Origin of the sequence: Lysobacter sp. ESA13C (assembly GCF_019970005.1) — a bacterium.
Taxonomy (GTDB): domain Bacteria; phylum Pseudomonadota; class Gammaproteobacteria; order Xanthomonadales; family Xanthomonadaceae; genus Lysobacter; species Lysobacter antibioticus_B.
Genome location: NZ_JAHXYK010000003.1, coordinates 217,960 through 232,378, shown reverse-complemented (window position 1 = coordinate 232,378; position 14,419 = coordinate 217,960). Strand labels below are relative to the sequence as shown.

13 protein-coding genes and 1 other RNA gene are annotated in these 14,419 nt (G+C 68.6%); 3 read left to right on the top strand and 11 right to left on the bottom strand.

The window, feature by feature from the left end:
- Positions 1-34 precede the first annotated feature (34 nt).
- From murG to rnpB, 10 genes are all read right to left on the bottom strand, one after another.
- Entirely contained in the window at positions 35-1,123 is a 1,089-nt protein-coding gene (gene murG / locus LC490_RS07155) for an undecaprenyldiphospho-muramoylpentapeptide beta-N-acetylglucosaminyltransferase (protein ID WP_223619733.1), read from the bottom strand.
- On the bottom strand, positions 1,120-2,439 hold the full coding sequence (gene ftsW / locus LC490_RS07150) for a putative lipid II flippase FtsW (protein WP_223619732.1): 1,320 nt from the start codon (positions 2,437-2,439) through the stop codon (positions 1,120-1,122). Before ftsW ends, murG begins: the two co-directional genes overlap by 4 nt.
- Complete coding sequence (gene mraY / locus LC490_RS07145; protein ID WP_223619731.1) at positions 2,439-3,527, bottom strand: phospho-N-acetylmuramoyl-pentapeptide-transferase; 1,089 nt, start codon at positions 3,525-3,527, stop codon at positions 2,439-2,441. The genes ftsW and mraY overlap by 1 nt, the downstream gene beginning before the upstream one ends.
- Entirely contained in the window at positions 3,517-4,908 is a 1,392-nt protein-coding gene (gene murF / locus LC490_RS07140) for a UDP-N-acetylmuramoyl-tripeptide--D-alanyl-D-alanine ligase (RefSeq protein WP_223619730.1), read from the bottom strand. The genes mraY and murF overlap by 11 nt, the downstream gene beginning before the upstream one ends.
- A complete protein-coding gene (locus LC490_RS07135; protein WP_036148358.1) occupies positions 4,905-6,428 on the bottom strand; it encodes a UDP-N-acetylmuramoyl-L-alanyl-D-glutamate--2,6-diaminopimelate ligase in 1,524 nt (507 codons plus the stop codon). The genes murF and LC490_RS07135 overlap by 4 nt, the downstream gene beginning before the upstream one ends.
- Positions 6,425-8,407, bottom strand: coding sequence for a penicillin-binding protein 2 (locus LC490_RS07130; RefSeq protein ID WP_343223005.1), 1,983 nt, complete (start codon positions 8,405-8,407; stop codon positions 6,425-6,427). Before LC490_RS07130 ends, LC490_RS07135 begins: the two co-directional genes overlap by 4 nt.
- Entirely contained in the window at positions 8,404-8,667 is a 264-nt protein-coding gene (gene ftsL / locus LC490_RS07125; RefSeq protein WP_031371593.1) for a cell division protein FtsL, read from the bottom strand. Before ftsL ends, LC490_RS07130 begins: the two co-directional genes overlap by 4 nt.
- A complete protein-coding gene (gene rsmH, locus LC490_RS07120; protein ID WP_223619729.1) occupies positions 8,664-9,707 on the bottom strand; it encodes a 16S rRNA (cytosine(1402)-N(4))-methyltransferase RsmH in 1,044 nt (347 codons plus the stop codon). Before rsmH ends, ftsL begins: the two co-directional genes overlap by 4 nt.
- Positions 9,708-9,718: 11 nt before the next feature.
- Entirely contained in the window at positions 9,719-10,165 is a 447-nt protein-coding gene (gene mraZ / locus LC490_RS07115) for a division/cell wall cluster transcriptional repressor MraZ (RefSeq protein WP_031371591.1), read from the bottom strand.
- Between the two features lie 752 nt (positions 10,166-10,917).
- Positions 10,918-11,277: RNase P RNA component class A (gene rnpB / locus LC490_RS07110), an RNA gene on the bottom strand.
- Positions 11,278-11,371: 94 nt separating this feature from the next.
- Between rnpB and LC490_RS07105 the strand changes: the two genes are divergently transcribed.
- Positions 11,372-11,725, top strand: a complete 354-nt coding sequence (locus LC490_RS07105; protein ID WP_223619728.1) for a hypothetical protein — start codon at positions 11,372-11,374, stop codon at positions 11,723-11,725.
- Here LC490_RS07105 and rsmI read toward each other — a convergent pair.
- On the bottom strand, positions 11,722-12,549 hold the full coding sequence (rsmI, locus tag LC490_RS07100) for a 16S rRNA (cytidine(1402)-2'-O)-methyltransferase (protein ID WP_223619727.1): 828 nt from the start codon (positions 12,547-12,549) through the stop codon (positions 11,722-11,724). The genes LC490_RS07105 and rsmI overlap by 4 nt on opposite strands.
- A gap of 111 nt (positions 12,550-12,660) precedes the next feature.
- Here rsmI and LC490_RS07095 point away from each other — a divergent pair, with 111 nt between their 5' ends.
- On the top strand, positions 12,661-14,016 hold the full coding sequence (locus tag LC490_RS07095) for a penicillin-binding protein activator (protein WP_223619726.1): 1,356 nt from the start codon (positions 12,661-12,663) through the stop codon (positions 14,014-14,016).
- On the top strand, positions 14,000-14,413 hold the full coding sequence (locus LC490_RS07090) for a YraN family protein (protein ID WP_031371587.1): 414 nt from the start codon (positions 14,000-14,002) through the stop codon (positions 14,411-14,413). The genes LC490_RS07095 and LC490_RS07090 overlap by 17 nt, the downstream gene beginning before the upstream one ends.
- Positions 14,414-14,419 lie beyond the last annotated feature (6 nt).

Sequence of the window (14,419 nt, the reverse complement as noted above, 5' to 3'; positions counted from 1 at the left end):
CGATTCCCCATTCCCCATTCCCGATTCACGGCCTTCATCGCCCCGCCTCCAGCACCGCATCGGCGACGCGTTCGGCGGCGTCGGGTTTGGCCAGGGCGCGCGCGGCGTTGGCCATCTGCAACAGCACGCCGCGTTCGGCCAGGATTTCGATGGTCGCCGACAGGCGTTCGGCGAGGTCGCCGGCCTGCGGCAGCAACTGCGCCGCGCCGCGATCGACCAGGAAACGCGCGTTCTTGGTCTGGTGGTCGTCGACCGCCTGCGGGAACGGCACCAGCACGCTGCCGACACCGGCCGCGCACAGCTCGGCCAGGGTCAGCGCACCGGCGCGGCAGACCACCAGGTCGGCCCAGGCATAAGCCGCGGCCATGTCGGCGATGAAAGGTTCGACCGAAGCGACCACGCCGGCCGCGGCATAAGCGCGCTCGGCTTCCTCGCGCAGCTTCTCGCCGCACTGGTGCCGCACCTGGCACGGCACGCGGCCGCGCAGACCGGCGATCGCCGCCGGCACGCCGGTGTTGAGCGCGCGCGCGCCCTGGCTGCCGCCGAGCACGAGCAGGCGCAACGGGCCGCTGCGTTCGGCGAAACGTTGCGCCGGCACCTCGATAGCCGCGATCTCGGCGCGCACCGGGTTGCCGACCACTTCTTCGCGGCCGCCCGGGAAGGTGTCCGGAAAACCGGTCAGCACGCGGCGCGCGAAACGCGACAACACGCGGTTGGTCATGCCCGGGGCGCGGTTCTGTTCGTGCACGATCAGCGGCACACCAGCCAGGCGCGCGGCCAGGCCGCCGGGGCCGGCCGCGTAACCGCCGAAACTCACCACCGCGCGCGGCTGGCGCTGGCGCAGCACGCGCTGCGCCGCGCGCACCGAGGACAGCAGGCGGAACGGTGCGCGCAGCAACGTGGCCAGGCCCTTGCCGCGCACGGCGCTGATCGCGATGGTGTCGATGGCGACGTCGTGCTGCGGCACCAGGCGCGTTTCCATGCCGCCGTCGGCGCCGAGCCAACAGACCGGAACATTGCGGCCACGCAATGCCTTGGCCACCGCAAGCCCCGGGAAGATATGGCCGCCGGTGCCGCCAGCAAGAATCATCACCGGGCGTTCGCTCGAACGAAGCTCGCTCATGCGGACCTCCCGAGCGATGGCTCGACGCGCTGACGCAGACGGCTGGTTCCGCGCGCGTTGTCGTGGTTGCGCGTATTGGACGGCGCTGCCGGACCGGCATTCGACGCAGCCGCTGCCGGCGACGCCACGCCCTGCCCCTGCCCGGCTTCGCCGCGCAGGCGCGCGACCTGGCGCTGGGCGCGGTCGAGTTCGTAGGACACGCGCAACAGCACGCCGAGCGCGGCGCAGCTCATCAGCACGCTGGAGCCGCCGTAGGAAATCATCGGCAAGGTCAGGCCCTTGGTCGGCAACAGCCCCAGATTCACGCCGATCGAAACGAAGCTCTGCAGCCCCATCCACAGGGCGATGCCGAAGGCGACGTAGCCGGAGAAATGGCGGCGCATCTCGACGCACTTCAGGCCGATCCACAGCGCGCGCCCGGCCAGCAGCACGTACAAACCGACCACGGTGCAGACGCCGGCGAAACCGAATTCCTCGCCGATCACCGCCATGATGAAGTCGGTGTGCGCTTCGGGCAGGTAGGACAGCTTCTGCACCGACGCGCCGAGGCCGACCCCGGTCCATTCGCCGCGGCCGACCGCCATCAAAGCGTTGGTCAGCTGATAGCCGGTGCCGAACGGGTCGACCCAGGGGTTCAAGAACGAGGTCAGGCGGGTAACGCGGTAGGGCTCGGCGATCGCGATGATCGCCAGCACCGGCAGACCGATCAGCACCGGCCCGAACATGCGCGGCATGTTGACGCCGCCGAGCACCAGCATGCCGGCGGTGATCGCCAGCAGCAGCGAGGACGAACCGAAGTCGGGCTGCATCAGCAACAGCGCGACCAACACCACGGCTACGCCGATCGGCTTGAGCATCGCGCCCCAGGTCGCCGAGATGTCTTCGCTGAAACGCTTGAGATAGCTCGCCAGCCAGACGATGTAGAGCAGCTTGACCGCCTCGACCGCCTGGAAGCTGGCCGGGCCGAGGTTGATCCAGCGCTTGGCGCCGTTGACCTGCTTGCCGATCACCGGCACGAACACCAGCAACAGCAACACCACGCAGACCAGCAGCAGCCACTGGTTGTGCTGCTCGATGGTCTTGAGCTCGGTGCGCATCAGCCAGAAGCCCAGGCCCAGGCCGACCGACAGGAAGATCAGGTGGCGGGTCAGGAAGTAGAACGGATCGACGGCATGGGTCGCGGCGACGCCGAGCGAGGCCGAGCCGACCATGATCACGCCCGCGCAGGCCAGCGCCGCGGACACGGCGAGCAACCACGGGTCGTAGCGCCCGTGGATGGCGTCGAGTCGCGTTGCCTGGCGTGCGGAATTTTCCATCAACGGACCTTGAGCGTTGCCAGACCGACCAGCACCAACACCACCGAGATGATCCAGAAGCGCACGATCACGCGCGGCTCGGGCCAGCCCTTGAGTTCGAAGTGGTGATGGATCGGCGCCATGCGGAACACACGCTTGCCGGTGAGCTTGAACGAGGCGACCTGGATCATCACCGACAGGGTTTCGATGACGAACACGCCGCCCATGATCACCAGCACCAGTTCCTGACGGACGATCACGGCGATGGTGCCGAGCACCGCGCCGAGCGCGAGCGCGCCGATGTCGCCCATGAACACCATGGCCGGATAGGTGTTGAACCACAGGAAGCCGAGCCCGGCGCCGGCGATCGCCGCGCAGATGATCACCAGCTCGCCGGCCCCGGGCACCTGCGGGATCTGCAGGTACTTGGAGAACTCGGCGTGGCCGGAGGCATAGGCGAACACGCCCAGCGCGCAAGCGACCAGCACGGTCGGCATGATCGCCAGGCCGTCGAGGCCGTCGGTCAGATTGACCGCGTTGGAGAAGCCGACGATCCAGAAATAGGCGACCACGATCAGGCCGGCACCGAGCGGAATCGCGATGGCCTTGATCAGCGGCACGTAGAAGGTCGTGCTGGCCGCGGTCGACGGATCGGCGGTGAAATACAGGAAAGCGCCCGCGGCCAGGCCGAAGATCGACTGCAGCAGGTACTTCCAGCGCGACTTCAGGCCGTTGGGATCGCGGTGGACGATCTTGATCCAGTCGTCGTACCAGCCGATCGCGCCGAACGCCAACATCACCGCCAGCACCAGCCAGACATAACGGTTGCGCAGGTCGCCCCACAGCAGCACCGAGGCCAGCACCGTGACCAGGATCAGCGCGCCGCCCATGGTCGGCGTGCCGGCCTTGGAGAAATGCGTCTGCGGGCCGTCCTGGCGGATCGGCTGGCCGCCCTTGTACTGGGCGAGCTTGCGGATCACCGCCGGGCCCCACCACAACGACAGCGCCAGCGCAGTCAGCGCGCTGAGGATGCCGCGGAAGGTGAGATAGCCGAACAAGCCGAACAGGCTCTGCAGTTGTTCGAGCCAGCGAGTCAATTCAAGCAACATGCGACGTCCCCTTCCCCTGTTCGGGCTTCTGCGCGGACAGCAACGCCGTCACGATCCGATCCATCGCACTGCTGTGCGAACCTTTGACCAACACCCGTACGCCGTCGCGCAAGTCCGCGGCCAGCGTCTGAGCGAGCGCGGCGTGGCTCTCGTGCACGCTGCCGCCTTCGCCGAAGGCCTTCGCCGCTGCGCTGCTGAGCGCGCCGAGCGCGTACAGGCGGCGGATACCGGAAGCCTTGGCACGGCGGCCGATCTCGACGTGCATCGCGATCTCGTCGTGACCGATCTCGCGCATGTCGCCGAGCACCAGCCAGTTCTCGCCGCCGATCTCGGCCAGCGCGTCGATCGCCGCCGCGGTCGAGCCAGGGTTGGCGTTGTAACTGTCGTCGATCAGCACCGCGCCGTTGTCGAGGCGGTGGGTGATCAGGCGTCCTTCGACCGGGCGCGCAGCGTTCAGGCCGGCGACGACCGCGTCGAAGCCAGCGCCGGCGGCGAGCGCCAGCGAGGCCGCGGCGAGCGCGTTGCGCACGTTGTGCCGGCCGACCAATTGCAGCGCGATCTCGGCCCGCCCCTGCGGCGCGACGAGCACGAAGGTCGAGCCTTCGGTGCCTAGGCGGACGTCGTGCGCGGTGACCTCGGCGCTGGCGTCCAGGCCGAAGCGGATCATCCGGCGCCCGGCCGCACGCTCGCCGAAGTACGGGGCGAAAGCGTCGTCGGCGTTGATCACCGCCACGCCGTCCGCCGGCAAGGCGTCGTAGATCGCCGCCTTGGTGTCGGCGATGCCGAGCAGGCTGCCCATGCGCTCCAGATGCGCCGGCGCGATGTTGTTGACCAGGGCCACCTGCGGGCGCGCCACCCGCACCAGATAGGCGATGTCGCCGGGCTTGCCGGCGCCCATTTCGTAGATCGCGAACTGAGCGTCTTCCGGTGCGTCGAGCACCGCCAACGGCAGGCCGATCTCGTTATTGCGGTTGCCCGGCGTCGCATAGGTGCGGCCGGCGCGTTCGAGGATCGCCGCGGTCAGGGTCTTGACGCTGGTCTTGCCGTTGCTGCCGGTGATGGCGACGACGGTGTTGCCGCTGCGCTGCGCCTGCACCGCGGCGGCGAGGTCGGCGAGCGCGCGCTCGCTGTCGGCGACCACCACCTGGGCGATCGGGGCATCGATCTCGCGCGCGACCAGAGCACCGACGACGGCGCTGCCGGCGAGCTTGGCGACATGGTCGTGGCCGTCGAAACGCTCGCCCTTGAGCGCGACGAACAGCGCTGCGCCCGCCTCGGGCAGCGCACGGGTGTCGGTGACGACCAGTTCGATGGCCGCATCGGCGCCGTGCAGGCGGCCGCCGGTCATGCGCGCGATCTCGGACAGCCGCAGACTCTTCATGGCCGCTCCTGCCCATCCTGGGCCCGCGACACTTGCGCATCCATGTGCGGCGCGCGGGCCTCCAGCGCCGCTCGGGCTACGTCGGTGTCGTCGAAGGCATGGCGCACGCCCTGGATCTCCTGATAAGGCTCGTGCCCCTTGCCGGCGATCAGCACGATGTCGTCGGCGTCGGCCTGGGCGATGGCGTAGTCGATCGCCGCGCGGCGGTCGCGCAGGACCAGCGCCCGCTGCGGATCGCGCAAGCCGGCCATGATGTCCGCGACGATGACGTCGCCGTCTTCGCCGCGCGGATTGTCGTCGGTGACGATGACCAGGTCGGCGCCGTACTCGGCGATCGCCGCCATCTGCGGGCGCTTGCCGCGATCGCGCTCGCCGCCGCAGCCGAACACACAGATCAGGCGCGCGCCGGCATGCGAGCGCAGCGAGGCCAGCGCCTGTTCCAGCGCGTCGGGCGTATGCGCGTAGTCGATCACCACCAACGGCGCGACGCCGTCGCCGCCGAGGCGGTTCATGCGTCCGTGGATGGGCTGCAACTGCGACAGGGTTTCGGCGATCTGCACCGGCTTGTCGCCGAGCGCGTACAAGGTGCCGGCCACCGCCAGCAGGTTGTCGACGTTGAAGCGGCCCAGCAAGGGCGACACCACCGCGTGGGTCTGGCCGTCGACGACCAGGTCGAAGCCGATGCCGCGGTTGTCGAAGCTCAAGGTCTCGGCACGGACGACGGCGTTGTCGCGATCGCGCGAGCTCAGGCCCACCGCGCGCACCGACTTGGGCAGCTTGGCGATCAGTTCGCGGCCGAACTCGTCGTCGAGATTGATCGCCGCGGCCTTGAGTCCGGGCCAGGCGAACAGACGCGCCTTGGCTGCGCCGTAGCTCGCCATGTCGCCGTGATAGTCGAGATGATCGCGGGTCAGATTGGTGAACACGCCGACGTCGAAATGCACGCCGGCGACGCGGCCCTGGTCGAGCGCGTGCGAACTGACTTCCATCGCGATCGCGCTGGCGCCGGCCTCGTGCATGTCGGCGAGCAGTTCGTGCAACTGCAGCACCAGCGGGGTGGTGAAACCGGTCGGCACGATCTCGCCGTACAGACCGGCACCGAGGGTGCCGACGGTGCCGCAGCGGATACCGCGCAAGGCCCAGGCCTGCGCGATCAATTGCACGGTCGAGGTCTTGCCGTTGGTGCCGGTCACGCCGACCACGGTCATCGCTTCGGTGGCGCGGCCGTGGAAGCGGTCGCCCATCTCCCCCAGGCGCGCACGCAGTCCGGGCACGGCGATCGCATCGGCCGGGGCCGGCAGCTCGTCCGGCGCGGGCGGCTCGAACAGGATCGCGCTGGCGCCGTTGGCGCGCGCCTGCTCGACGAAACCCAGGCCGTGCGCGCCGAAGCCGGCGATCGCGACGAAGGCATTGCCGGGGCGCACCGCGCGGCTGTCCATCACCAGGCCGGTGATACGCAGATCGCCGGGGATGCCGGCGATGTCGGGCAACAGTTCGGCCAAGGGCATCAAGCGGCTCATCGCGCGCCTCCCTGGACCAACGCACTCGCGGCGATCGGCGGTGGCGAAGCGACGGTCTGCGTCGCCACCGGAACCACCGGGCCGCTCGGCTTGCCGCCGTTCTGCTTGAGGCGCTTGGCTTCGGCCGCGGCCTGCACCGCCAGCCAGGTTTCGATGTCGTCGGGCGCCACGTCCATCAGGCGCAGGGCGCCGTCCATGACGTTGCGGAACACCGGGCCCGACACCGAACCGCCGTAGTAGCCGCGCTTGGTCGGGTCGGGCTCGCTGACCACCACCACCATCGAGAAGCGCGGCTTCTCCACCGGCACCACGCCGGCGAACAAGGACACGTACTTGCGCGAATAGCCGCCGGTGGCGCTGAATTTACGGGTGGTGCCGGTCTTGCCGGCGACGTGATAACCGAGGATCGCCGCCTGCTTGGCGGTGCCGCCCGGCTCGGTCACGGTCTGCATCATGCGCATGATCTCGCCGGCCACCGCCGGCTCCAGCACTTGCCGCGCTTCGTTGCGTTGGCCCTTGACGAAGGTCGGCTGGATCAGGCGCCCGCCGTTGGCCATCGCCGCATAGGCCATGGCGATCTGCACCGGCGTGGCCGACAGGCCGTAGCCGTAGGACATGGTCGCCTTGGTGGTGCCGCTCCAGCGCGACGGCGGCGCGAGCAGACCCGAGGACTCGCCCGGGAAGCCGCTGTTGGGCTTCTGCCCGTAACCGAAACCGCGAATGAAGTTGTAGTAATAGTCGTTCGGCAACGGCAGGGCGAGCTTGGCCGCGCCGACGTTGGAGCTCTTGGTGATCACGCCGGTAACGGTCAACACGCCGTTGTTGTGGGTGTCGGTAATGCGATAACGGCCGTTGGGCATCCAGCCCGGCGTGGTGTTGACCAGGGTCGTCGGCTTGACCGCGCCGGCGTTGAGCGCCGCGGCGACGGTGATCGGCTTCATCGTCGAACCCGGCTCGACCACGTCGGTGACCGCGCGGTTGCGATGGGTGTCGCGGTTGCCGGCGCTGAGCAGGTTCGGGTTGTAGGTCGGCAGATTCGCCATCGCCAGCACTTCGCCGGTCTCGATGTCGAGCACCACCGCCGAGGCGCTGCTGGCGCCGGTATCGATCAGGGCTCGGCGCAGCTCGCGGTAGGTCAGGTACTGGATGCGGCGGTCGAGGGTCAGGGTCAGGTCCTTGCCCGGCTCGGCCGACTGCACCAGGTCGACGTTCTCGACGATGCGGCCGGCGCCGTCGCGGATCACCCGCTTGGTGCCGGGCTTGCCGCGCAGCTCGTGGTCGAACGCCAGCTCCAGGCCTTCCTGGCCGCGGTCGTCGATGTTGGTGAAGCCCAACACGTGCGCCATCGCTTCGCCCTGCGGGTAGAAGCGGCGGAACTCGCGCTGCGAGAACACGCCCGGCACCTTGTGCGCGAGGATCTTGCGCGCCTCGTCCGGATTGATCCGGCGCTTGAGGTACATGAATTCCTTGCCGGCGCGCTGGGCCAGCTTGCGGGTCAGCTCGTCGCGCGACACGCCCAGCGCCTTGGCCAGTTCCGGCAGGCGCTCGGGGTTCTTGGCCAGTTCCTTGGGGTTGCCCCAGATCGACTCGACCGGCGTCGACACCGCCAGCGGCTCGCCGTTGCGGTCGGTGATCATGCCGCGCGAGGTCGGGATCGGGATCTCGCGCAGCGAACGCGCATCGCCCTGCTGGCGATAGAAATCGTTGCTGATGACTTGCAGGTCCAGCGCGCGCCCGACCAGGGCGACCGCGCACAGGCCGAGCGAGCCGCCGACCAGGATCAGGCGGTTGCGCAGGTTGAACTGGGCGACGCGACCGCGCGGCTTGTTGCCGCGCGAGCCGCGGTCTTCGCGGGCGCGTGCGAAGCGTTCGCCGATGCCTTCGACGAGACGGTCGAAGCCGCCGCCGCGGCCGCGGTCGCCGAGCACGCGATCGAGCGGCCCGCTGCGGGTGGGGCGCTGCGGCTTGCGACCGTTCATGGCCGGATCACCACGGTTTCGGCGCCTTCCGGGAACTTCATCCCGATGCGCTCGCGCGCGACCTGGTCGATGCGGTTGCTCTCCGCCCAGGTCGCCTGTTCCAGTTGCAGGCGGCCGAACTCGATATTGAGTTCGTCGCGCTCGCGCTGGAGCTTGTTGAGTTGCACGAACAACTGGCGGTGCTCGTGGCGCGCGAACACCACCAACAGGGCCGAAACCACGTTGGCGACGATCAGCAGGGCGAGCAGCAGGCGCATCATGCTGCACCTCCTGACGGAGGCGCCGGGAGTCGGGATGGGGGATTGGGGATTTGTTCGAGCGAGTCCGAGCCTGCTTGGGCTTCATCGAATCCCGAATCTCGAATCCCCACTCCCAGCTTCTCGGCCACCCGCAGCACCGCGCTGCGCGCGCGCGGGTTGCTCGCGGTTTCTTCGTCGAAGGCCTTCTGCGCACCGCCGATCGCCAGCAGGGTCGGGGTGAACGCCAGCTCGATCGGCATGCGCCGGTTGGCCGGCGGCGCCTTCGAGTGGCGGGCGATGAACTGCTTGACGATGCGGTCTTCGAGCGAGTGGAAGCTGATCACCGCGAGGCGGCCGCCGGGCTTGAGGCGGGCCAGCGCGGCGTCGAGGCCGGCTTCGAGATCGGCCAGTTCGCGGTTGATGAAGATGCGGATCGCCTGGAAGCTGCGGGTCGCCGGATGGATCTTGTTGTCGCCGCGCGGCATCACCGAAGCGATCAGGTCGGCCAGTTGGGCGGTGCGCAGCAAGGGCTGCTCGCTGCGGCGGGCGACGATGGTGCGGGCGATCTTGCGGCTCTGGCGTTCTTCGCCGTAGGTCCACAGCACGTCGGCGATCTCTTTCTCCGACGCCGAGGCCAGCCACTGCGCCGCGCTCTGGCCGCTGTCCGGGTCCATGCGCATGTCGAGCGGGCCGTCCTTGCCGAAGCTGAAGCCGCGCTCGGCGACGTCGAGCTGCGGCGAGGACACGCCCAGGTCCAGCAGCACGCCGTCGAGGCCGGCGGCGGTTTCGTCCCAGTGGGCCAGGTCGGCGAAGCTGCCGCGATAGATCGACACGCGCGGGTCGTCACCGAACTCGCGTTCGGCCACGGCGATCGCTTCCGGGTCTTTGTCCATCACCAGCAGCCGGCCTCGCGCTTGCAAAAGCTCAAGTACGCCGCGGGCATGCCCGCCGCGTCCGAACGTGCCGTCGAGATAGGCACCGTTCCCGAGCACCCGCAGGCCATCCAGCGCCTGCCGGTACATCACGGGAAGGTGGCCGGATCGCGCGTGCGTGCGTTCCATGCCACCGCCCGTCATAGCTGCAGGTCGAGCAGCTCGTCGCTCAGATCGTCGTCGGTGATCGTCTGACGGATCTGCGCGTGATGCGCCTGCTCGCTCCATAACTCGAATTTGTCGCCCATGCCCAGCAAGACGGCTTTCTTCTCGATGCCGACCGCGGCGCGATGGCTGCCCGGCAGGGTGATACGGCCGTTGCCGTCGAGTTCGACGAACGCGGCCGCGCCGACCAGCTTGAGCTGCATGTTGCGGTTGACCTTCTTGGCCTTGGGCAGCTTGTTGACCTGGTCGCGGACGCGTTCCCAGATCGACAGCGGATACAGATAGAGAGAGCCCGACTCGAACGGGTTGTAGGTGATGACCAGGCGGTTGTCGCATTCACGCGCGACGACGTCGCGGTAGGCGGTAGGTACCGCCAGCCGTCCCTTGTCATCGATCGTGATGGCGGTTTCGCCCTGGAACATTGCGCACCTTTGCGGTTCCCGTCTCTACCGGACGGGTCACCTCGTTCATTCGCCCGGTTGGACGGCTGGCCTCGAAAACCCACAAAAACCCAGGTTTTCCCTCGGATGTCCACATTAGCAGGGTGCACAAGGTTGTCAACAACTTTCCGGGGCAAATTTCACCAAGCACATCAATGGCTTGCGGCGGACTTCAGAGTCTTATTCAAGACTTATCCACTAACCTTTGTTTCGTCTCACATTTTGAGACTCAGCACGTCACAAAGTGACCCTCACGCGATGGCCGTCACAGTTGTTAAAGTCCTGTTGCGAAGCAGCAAGCTGCGCCGATCAGCGCAGAAGGTCGGATTTGCGTGCACGATCAGCGGCAACTATCGGAACATGCGCAAGCGAATGGATCGCCGATGACTGCCGCGATCCGGCACCCGGCCAGCGCCGCGGATCGGCGTGGCGCCCAAACCAAATCCCGACCGCGCTCGAGCGCCCCACCCGCCCGCATCGGACGCTGAAGGGGCCGGAACTCGGAAGCGCCAGGGGCGCCCCAAGAACGCCCGCCCTCACCCCAGCCCTCTCCCGCCAGCGGAAGAGGAAGCCAAGCCGCAGCATTGAAGCGACGCAACAACGCCCGTCGCCCCTTCGTTACCGAGAGCCCCCTTTAGTAAAGGGGGCGCCCCAACGGGGCGGGGATTTGGGTGCGCATAGCGGGGCCCGAAATTTGCAACGCAAATTTTGGGGCTTCTTGGCGTAGCCAAGAAGCGCGAAGCCGGCCGATAAGCCGGGTTCTGTCGTGGACAGTCATTCCTCTAGGCGCAACGTCGCCGTTACGCTCAAGCAACCTACCCGGAGACATCGCGGGCCGCGACATAGTCTCCCTATTTGGTTTTGCTCCCGGTGGGGTTTGCCGTGCCGGTCTGTTGCCAGACTCGCGGTGCGCTCTTACCGCACCGTTTCACCCTTACCACGCACCCTTGCGGGCCGTTCGGCGGTCTACTCTCTGTTGCACTTTCCGTCGGCTTGCGCCGCCCAGGCGTTACCTGGCACCGTGCCCTGTGGAGCCCGGACTTTCCTCGGCACCGGATCTTGCGATCCGATGACGCGACTGCCTGGCCGACTCCGCGCCGGCATTGTCGCACGCGCCGGGCCGAATCGCCGGCGCGCGGTTAAATTGGCGGAAACCACGTCATCCCACGGCAAGGATCGGCCGCCCTCATGCAAAGCGACGCCCCCGAAGATCATTACCCGCTGTATCCATTGGGCATGCTGCGCCGCCATGGGCTGACCGGCGCTGAGGATTTGGCCGAGCGTCTGCCCGCATGGAGCGAAAGCGAACTGCGCTCGGCCTTCTGGCCGGCCTATCGCTCGATTCGTGAAACCGAAGCCGAGTTGGAGCGCTGCTTCGGCATCGACGGCGGCGAACGCGTCCTGCAGCTCAACGGCCAGCCGATCTTCGTCTCGGAAGACATCTGGAACTTCCAGGTGCGGGCCGGCCCGGAGCTGATGAATGCACTGGTGGCCGCGCTCGAACGTCAGCGCGCGGCGTCGTCAGACACAGCGGCGCCTTAGTCGCCGCTGCCGTACAGGGCTTTGCGCGGCGCGCCGCTGAGTTCCGCGGCCACTTTCGCCGCCGTCGACGGCGGCAGGTGCTCTTTCAGTTTGGCGTACAGGCGCAAACCTTCGACCACCTTGGCGTCGGCATCGTCGCCGGCGCCCTCGACCATCACCACGAACTCGCCCTTGCGCTGGTTCGGGTCGGCCTTGACCCGCGCGGCCAGTTCGCCGAGCGAGCCGTCGAGCACGGTCTCGAACAACTTGGTCAACTCACGCGCCAGCACCGCCTGCCGCTCGAAGCCGAACACGTTGACCATGTCGTCGAGCGTTTCCTCGATGCGATGCGAGGATTCGTAGAACAACAAGGTCTGCGGTTCGGCGGCGAGCCGGGTCAGGCGTTCGCGCCGGGCCGCACCCTTGGCCGGCAGGAAACCTTCGAAACTGAACCGATCCGAGGCCAGGCCGGCGACGCTGAGCGCGGCGATGGCGGCGCAGGCGCCGGGTACCGGCGAGACGCGGATGCCGGCCGCGCGCGCCGCGCGCACCAGGCGGAAGCCCGGGTCGCTGACCAACGGGGTGCCCGCATCGGACACCAAGGCCAGCGAATCGCCGGCCTGCAGGCGCGCCACCAACTGCGCCGCCTGCTGTTCCTCGTTGTGCTGATGCAGCGCCAATAACGGCCGTTCCAGGCCGAAATGCGCCAACAACTGACGGGTGTGGCGCGTGTCCTCGGCGCAGATCGCCGCGACCGTGCGCAAGGTGTCGAGCGCACGCGGCGACAAATCGCCGAGGTTGCCGATCGGAGTTGCCACAATATGAAGGGTGCCGGAGGTCTGCATCGTACGGTTACGGTAAGGGCGGGTAGAATCCTAACCGGTCCCACAGGAACGCCGCTGGACGGCGGATGCAAGCCGATGAATCAAAAGAAAAACCGGCCCGCGATGACATGGATGTTCAGCCTTCTGGCCGCAACCGCCCTGCTCGGCGGCTGCGCCACGGTCGAAACCCGTCCGGTCGCGGCGATCAACGCGGCCAATCCGCTGATCGCCCAGGCGGCCCACCTCGCCCGCAATAACGCCAGCCTCAGCGGCGCGGCGCGGACCGAGAACGAACAACAGATCGAACGCCTGCTATCGCAACTCGACAACGCCGCCCTGGCGCGCGAAGCCGATGCCGTGCCGGTCGGCGATCCGCTCTACAACTACCTCGGCCGCCTGCTGATGCAGCGCGGCCTGCCCTTGCCGCGCCCGTTCGACCAGACCTCGAACTGGAGCTTCAGCGGCGCCGGGCAGCGTCCGCCGGCCGAAAGCGACGGTTACCGCCCGCCGGTCAAGCTCGCGGTGTTGCTGCCGCTGACCGGTGCGCTCGCGACCGCTTCGGCGCCGGTGCGCGACGGCCTGCTCGCCGGCTATTACGGCGAAAGCCGTCGTCGCCCCGAGATCGTCTTCTACGACACCTCCGGCACCGCCGGCGGCACTCTGGCCGCCTACGACAAGGCCGCGGCCGCGGGCAACGACTTCGTGATCGGCCCGCTCGGCCGCGACGAAGTCAGCGCCCTGTTCGGCAAGACCGCCCTGCCGGTGCCGGTGCTCGCGCTCAATCGCGGCAACGTCGCTCCGCCCAGCGGCAACGTCAGCTTCTCGCTGACGCCCGAGGACGAAGGCATCGCCGCGGCCGACTACCTGCTCGAGCGCAAAGTCGTGCGCGTGCTCGCCATCGGCGGCGGCGACGAAGGCCAGCGCCGTGCGATCGCCGCCCTTAAGGAACGCCTGGCCGCACGCGGCGCCCAGGTCACCGACACCGTCGGCGAAGGCACTGCCGACCTGGCGCCGTTCGTGGCCAAGGAAGGCGGCGTCGACGCCGTGTTCCTGGCGACCAAGGGCAGCGCCGCACGCACCCTGATTCCGAAGCTCGCCCTGGTCGGCCTGGCCGACAAGCCGCGCGTGGCGACCTCGCAGTTGCTGTCGGGCACCGGCAAGCCGGATCAGGACCGCGTCCTCGACGGCATCGCCTTCCCGTCCGAGTCCTGGACCAGCGGCGGCGTGCGCGGCTTGCCGCCCGCCGTCGGCGCCGCCGCGACCCTGCCGACCGCGCGCGGTCCCGGCGCGCGCCTGTTCGCCTTCGGTTACGACGCCTGGTTGCTGTCGGCCTATCTCGAACGCCTCGCCACCCGCTCGGACGCGTTCGTTTCCGGCGCCACCGGCGTGCTGCGCATCGACGGCTTCGGCACCGTGCTGCGCACGCCGGCGTGGTCGACCTTCAGCAGCGGCGTCGCGGTGCCGCTGGCGGATGCCTCGCGCCGCTGATCGCACCCCAGGCCCGACGCCGCCGGCGTCGGACCGGCGCGCGCGCGGCGCCGCGGTCGAAGCCGCCGCGCGTGCGCATCTGCTCGCCGCCGGCCTGCGCGAAGTCGCGGCGAACGCCAACTACCGTTTCGGCGAACTCGACTTGGTGATGCTCGACGGCGCCGTGCTGGTGTTCGTCGAAGTGCGTTACCGCCGCGACGACCGCTACGGCGGCGGCGCGGCCTCGGTCGACGCACGCAAGCGCCGCAAGCTGGTGCTCGCGGCGCAGAGTTTCCTCGCCGCCCATCCCCGCCTCGCCGACGGCGCCTGCCGCTTCGATGTGGTCGAGGCCGACGGCGATCCCGCCGCGCCGCGCCTGAACTGGTTGCGCGACGCCTTCCGCGCCGACGATCTCTGAGACGAC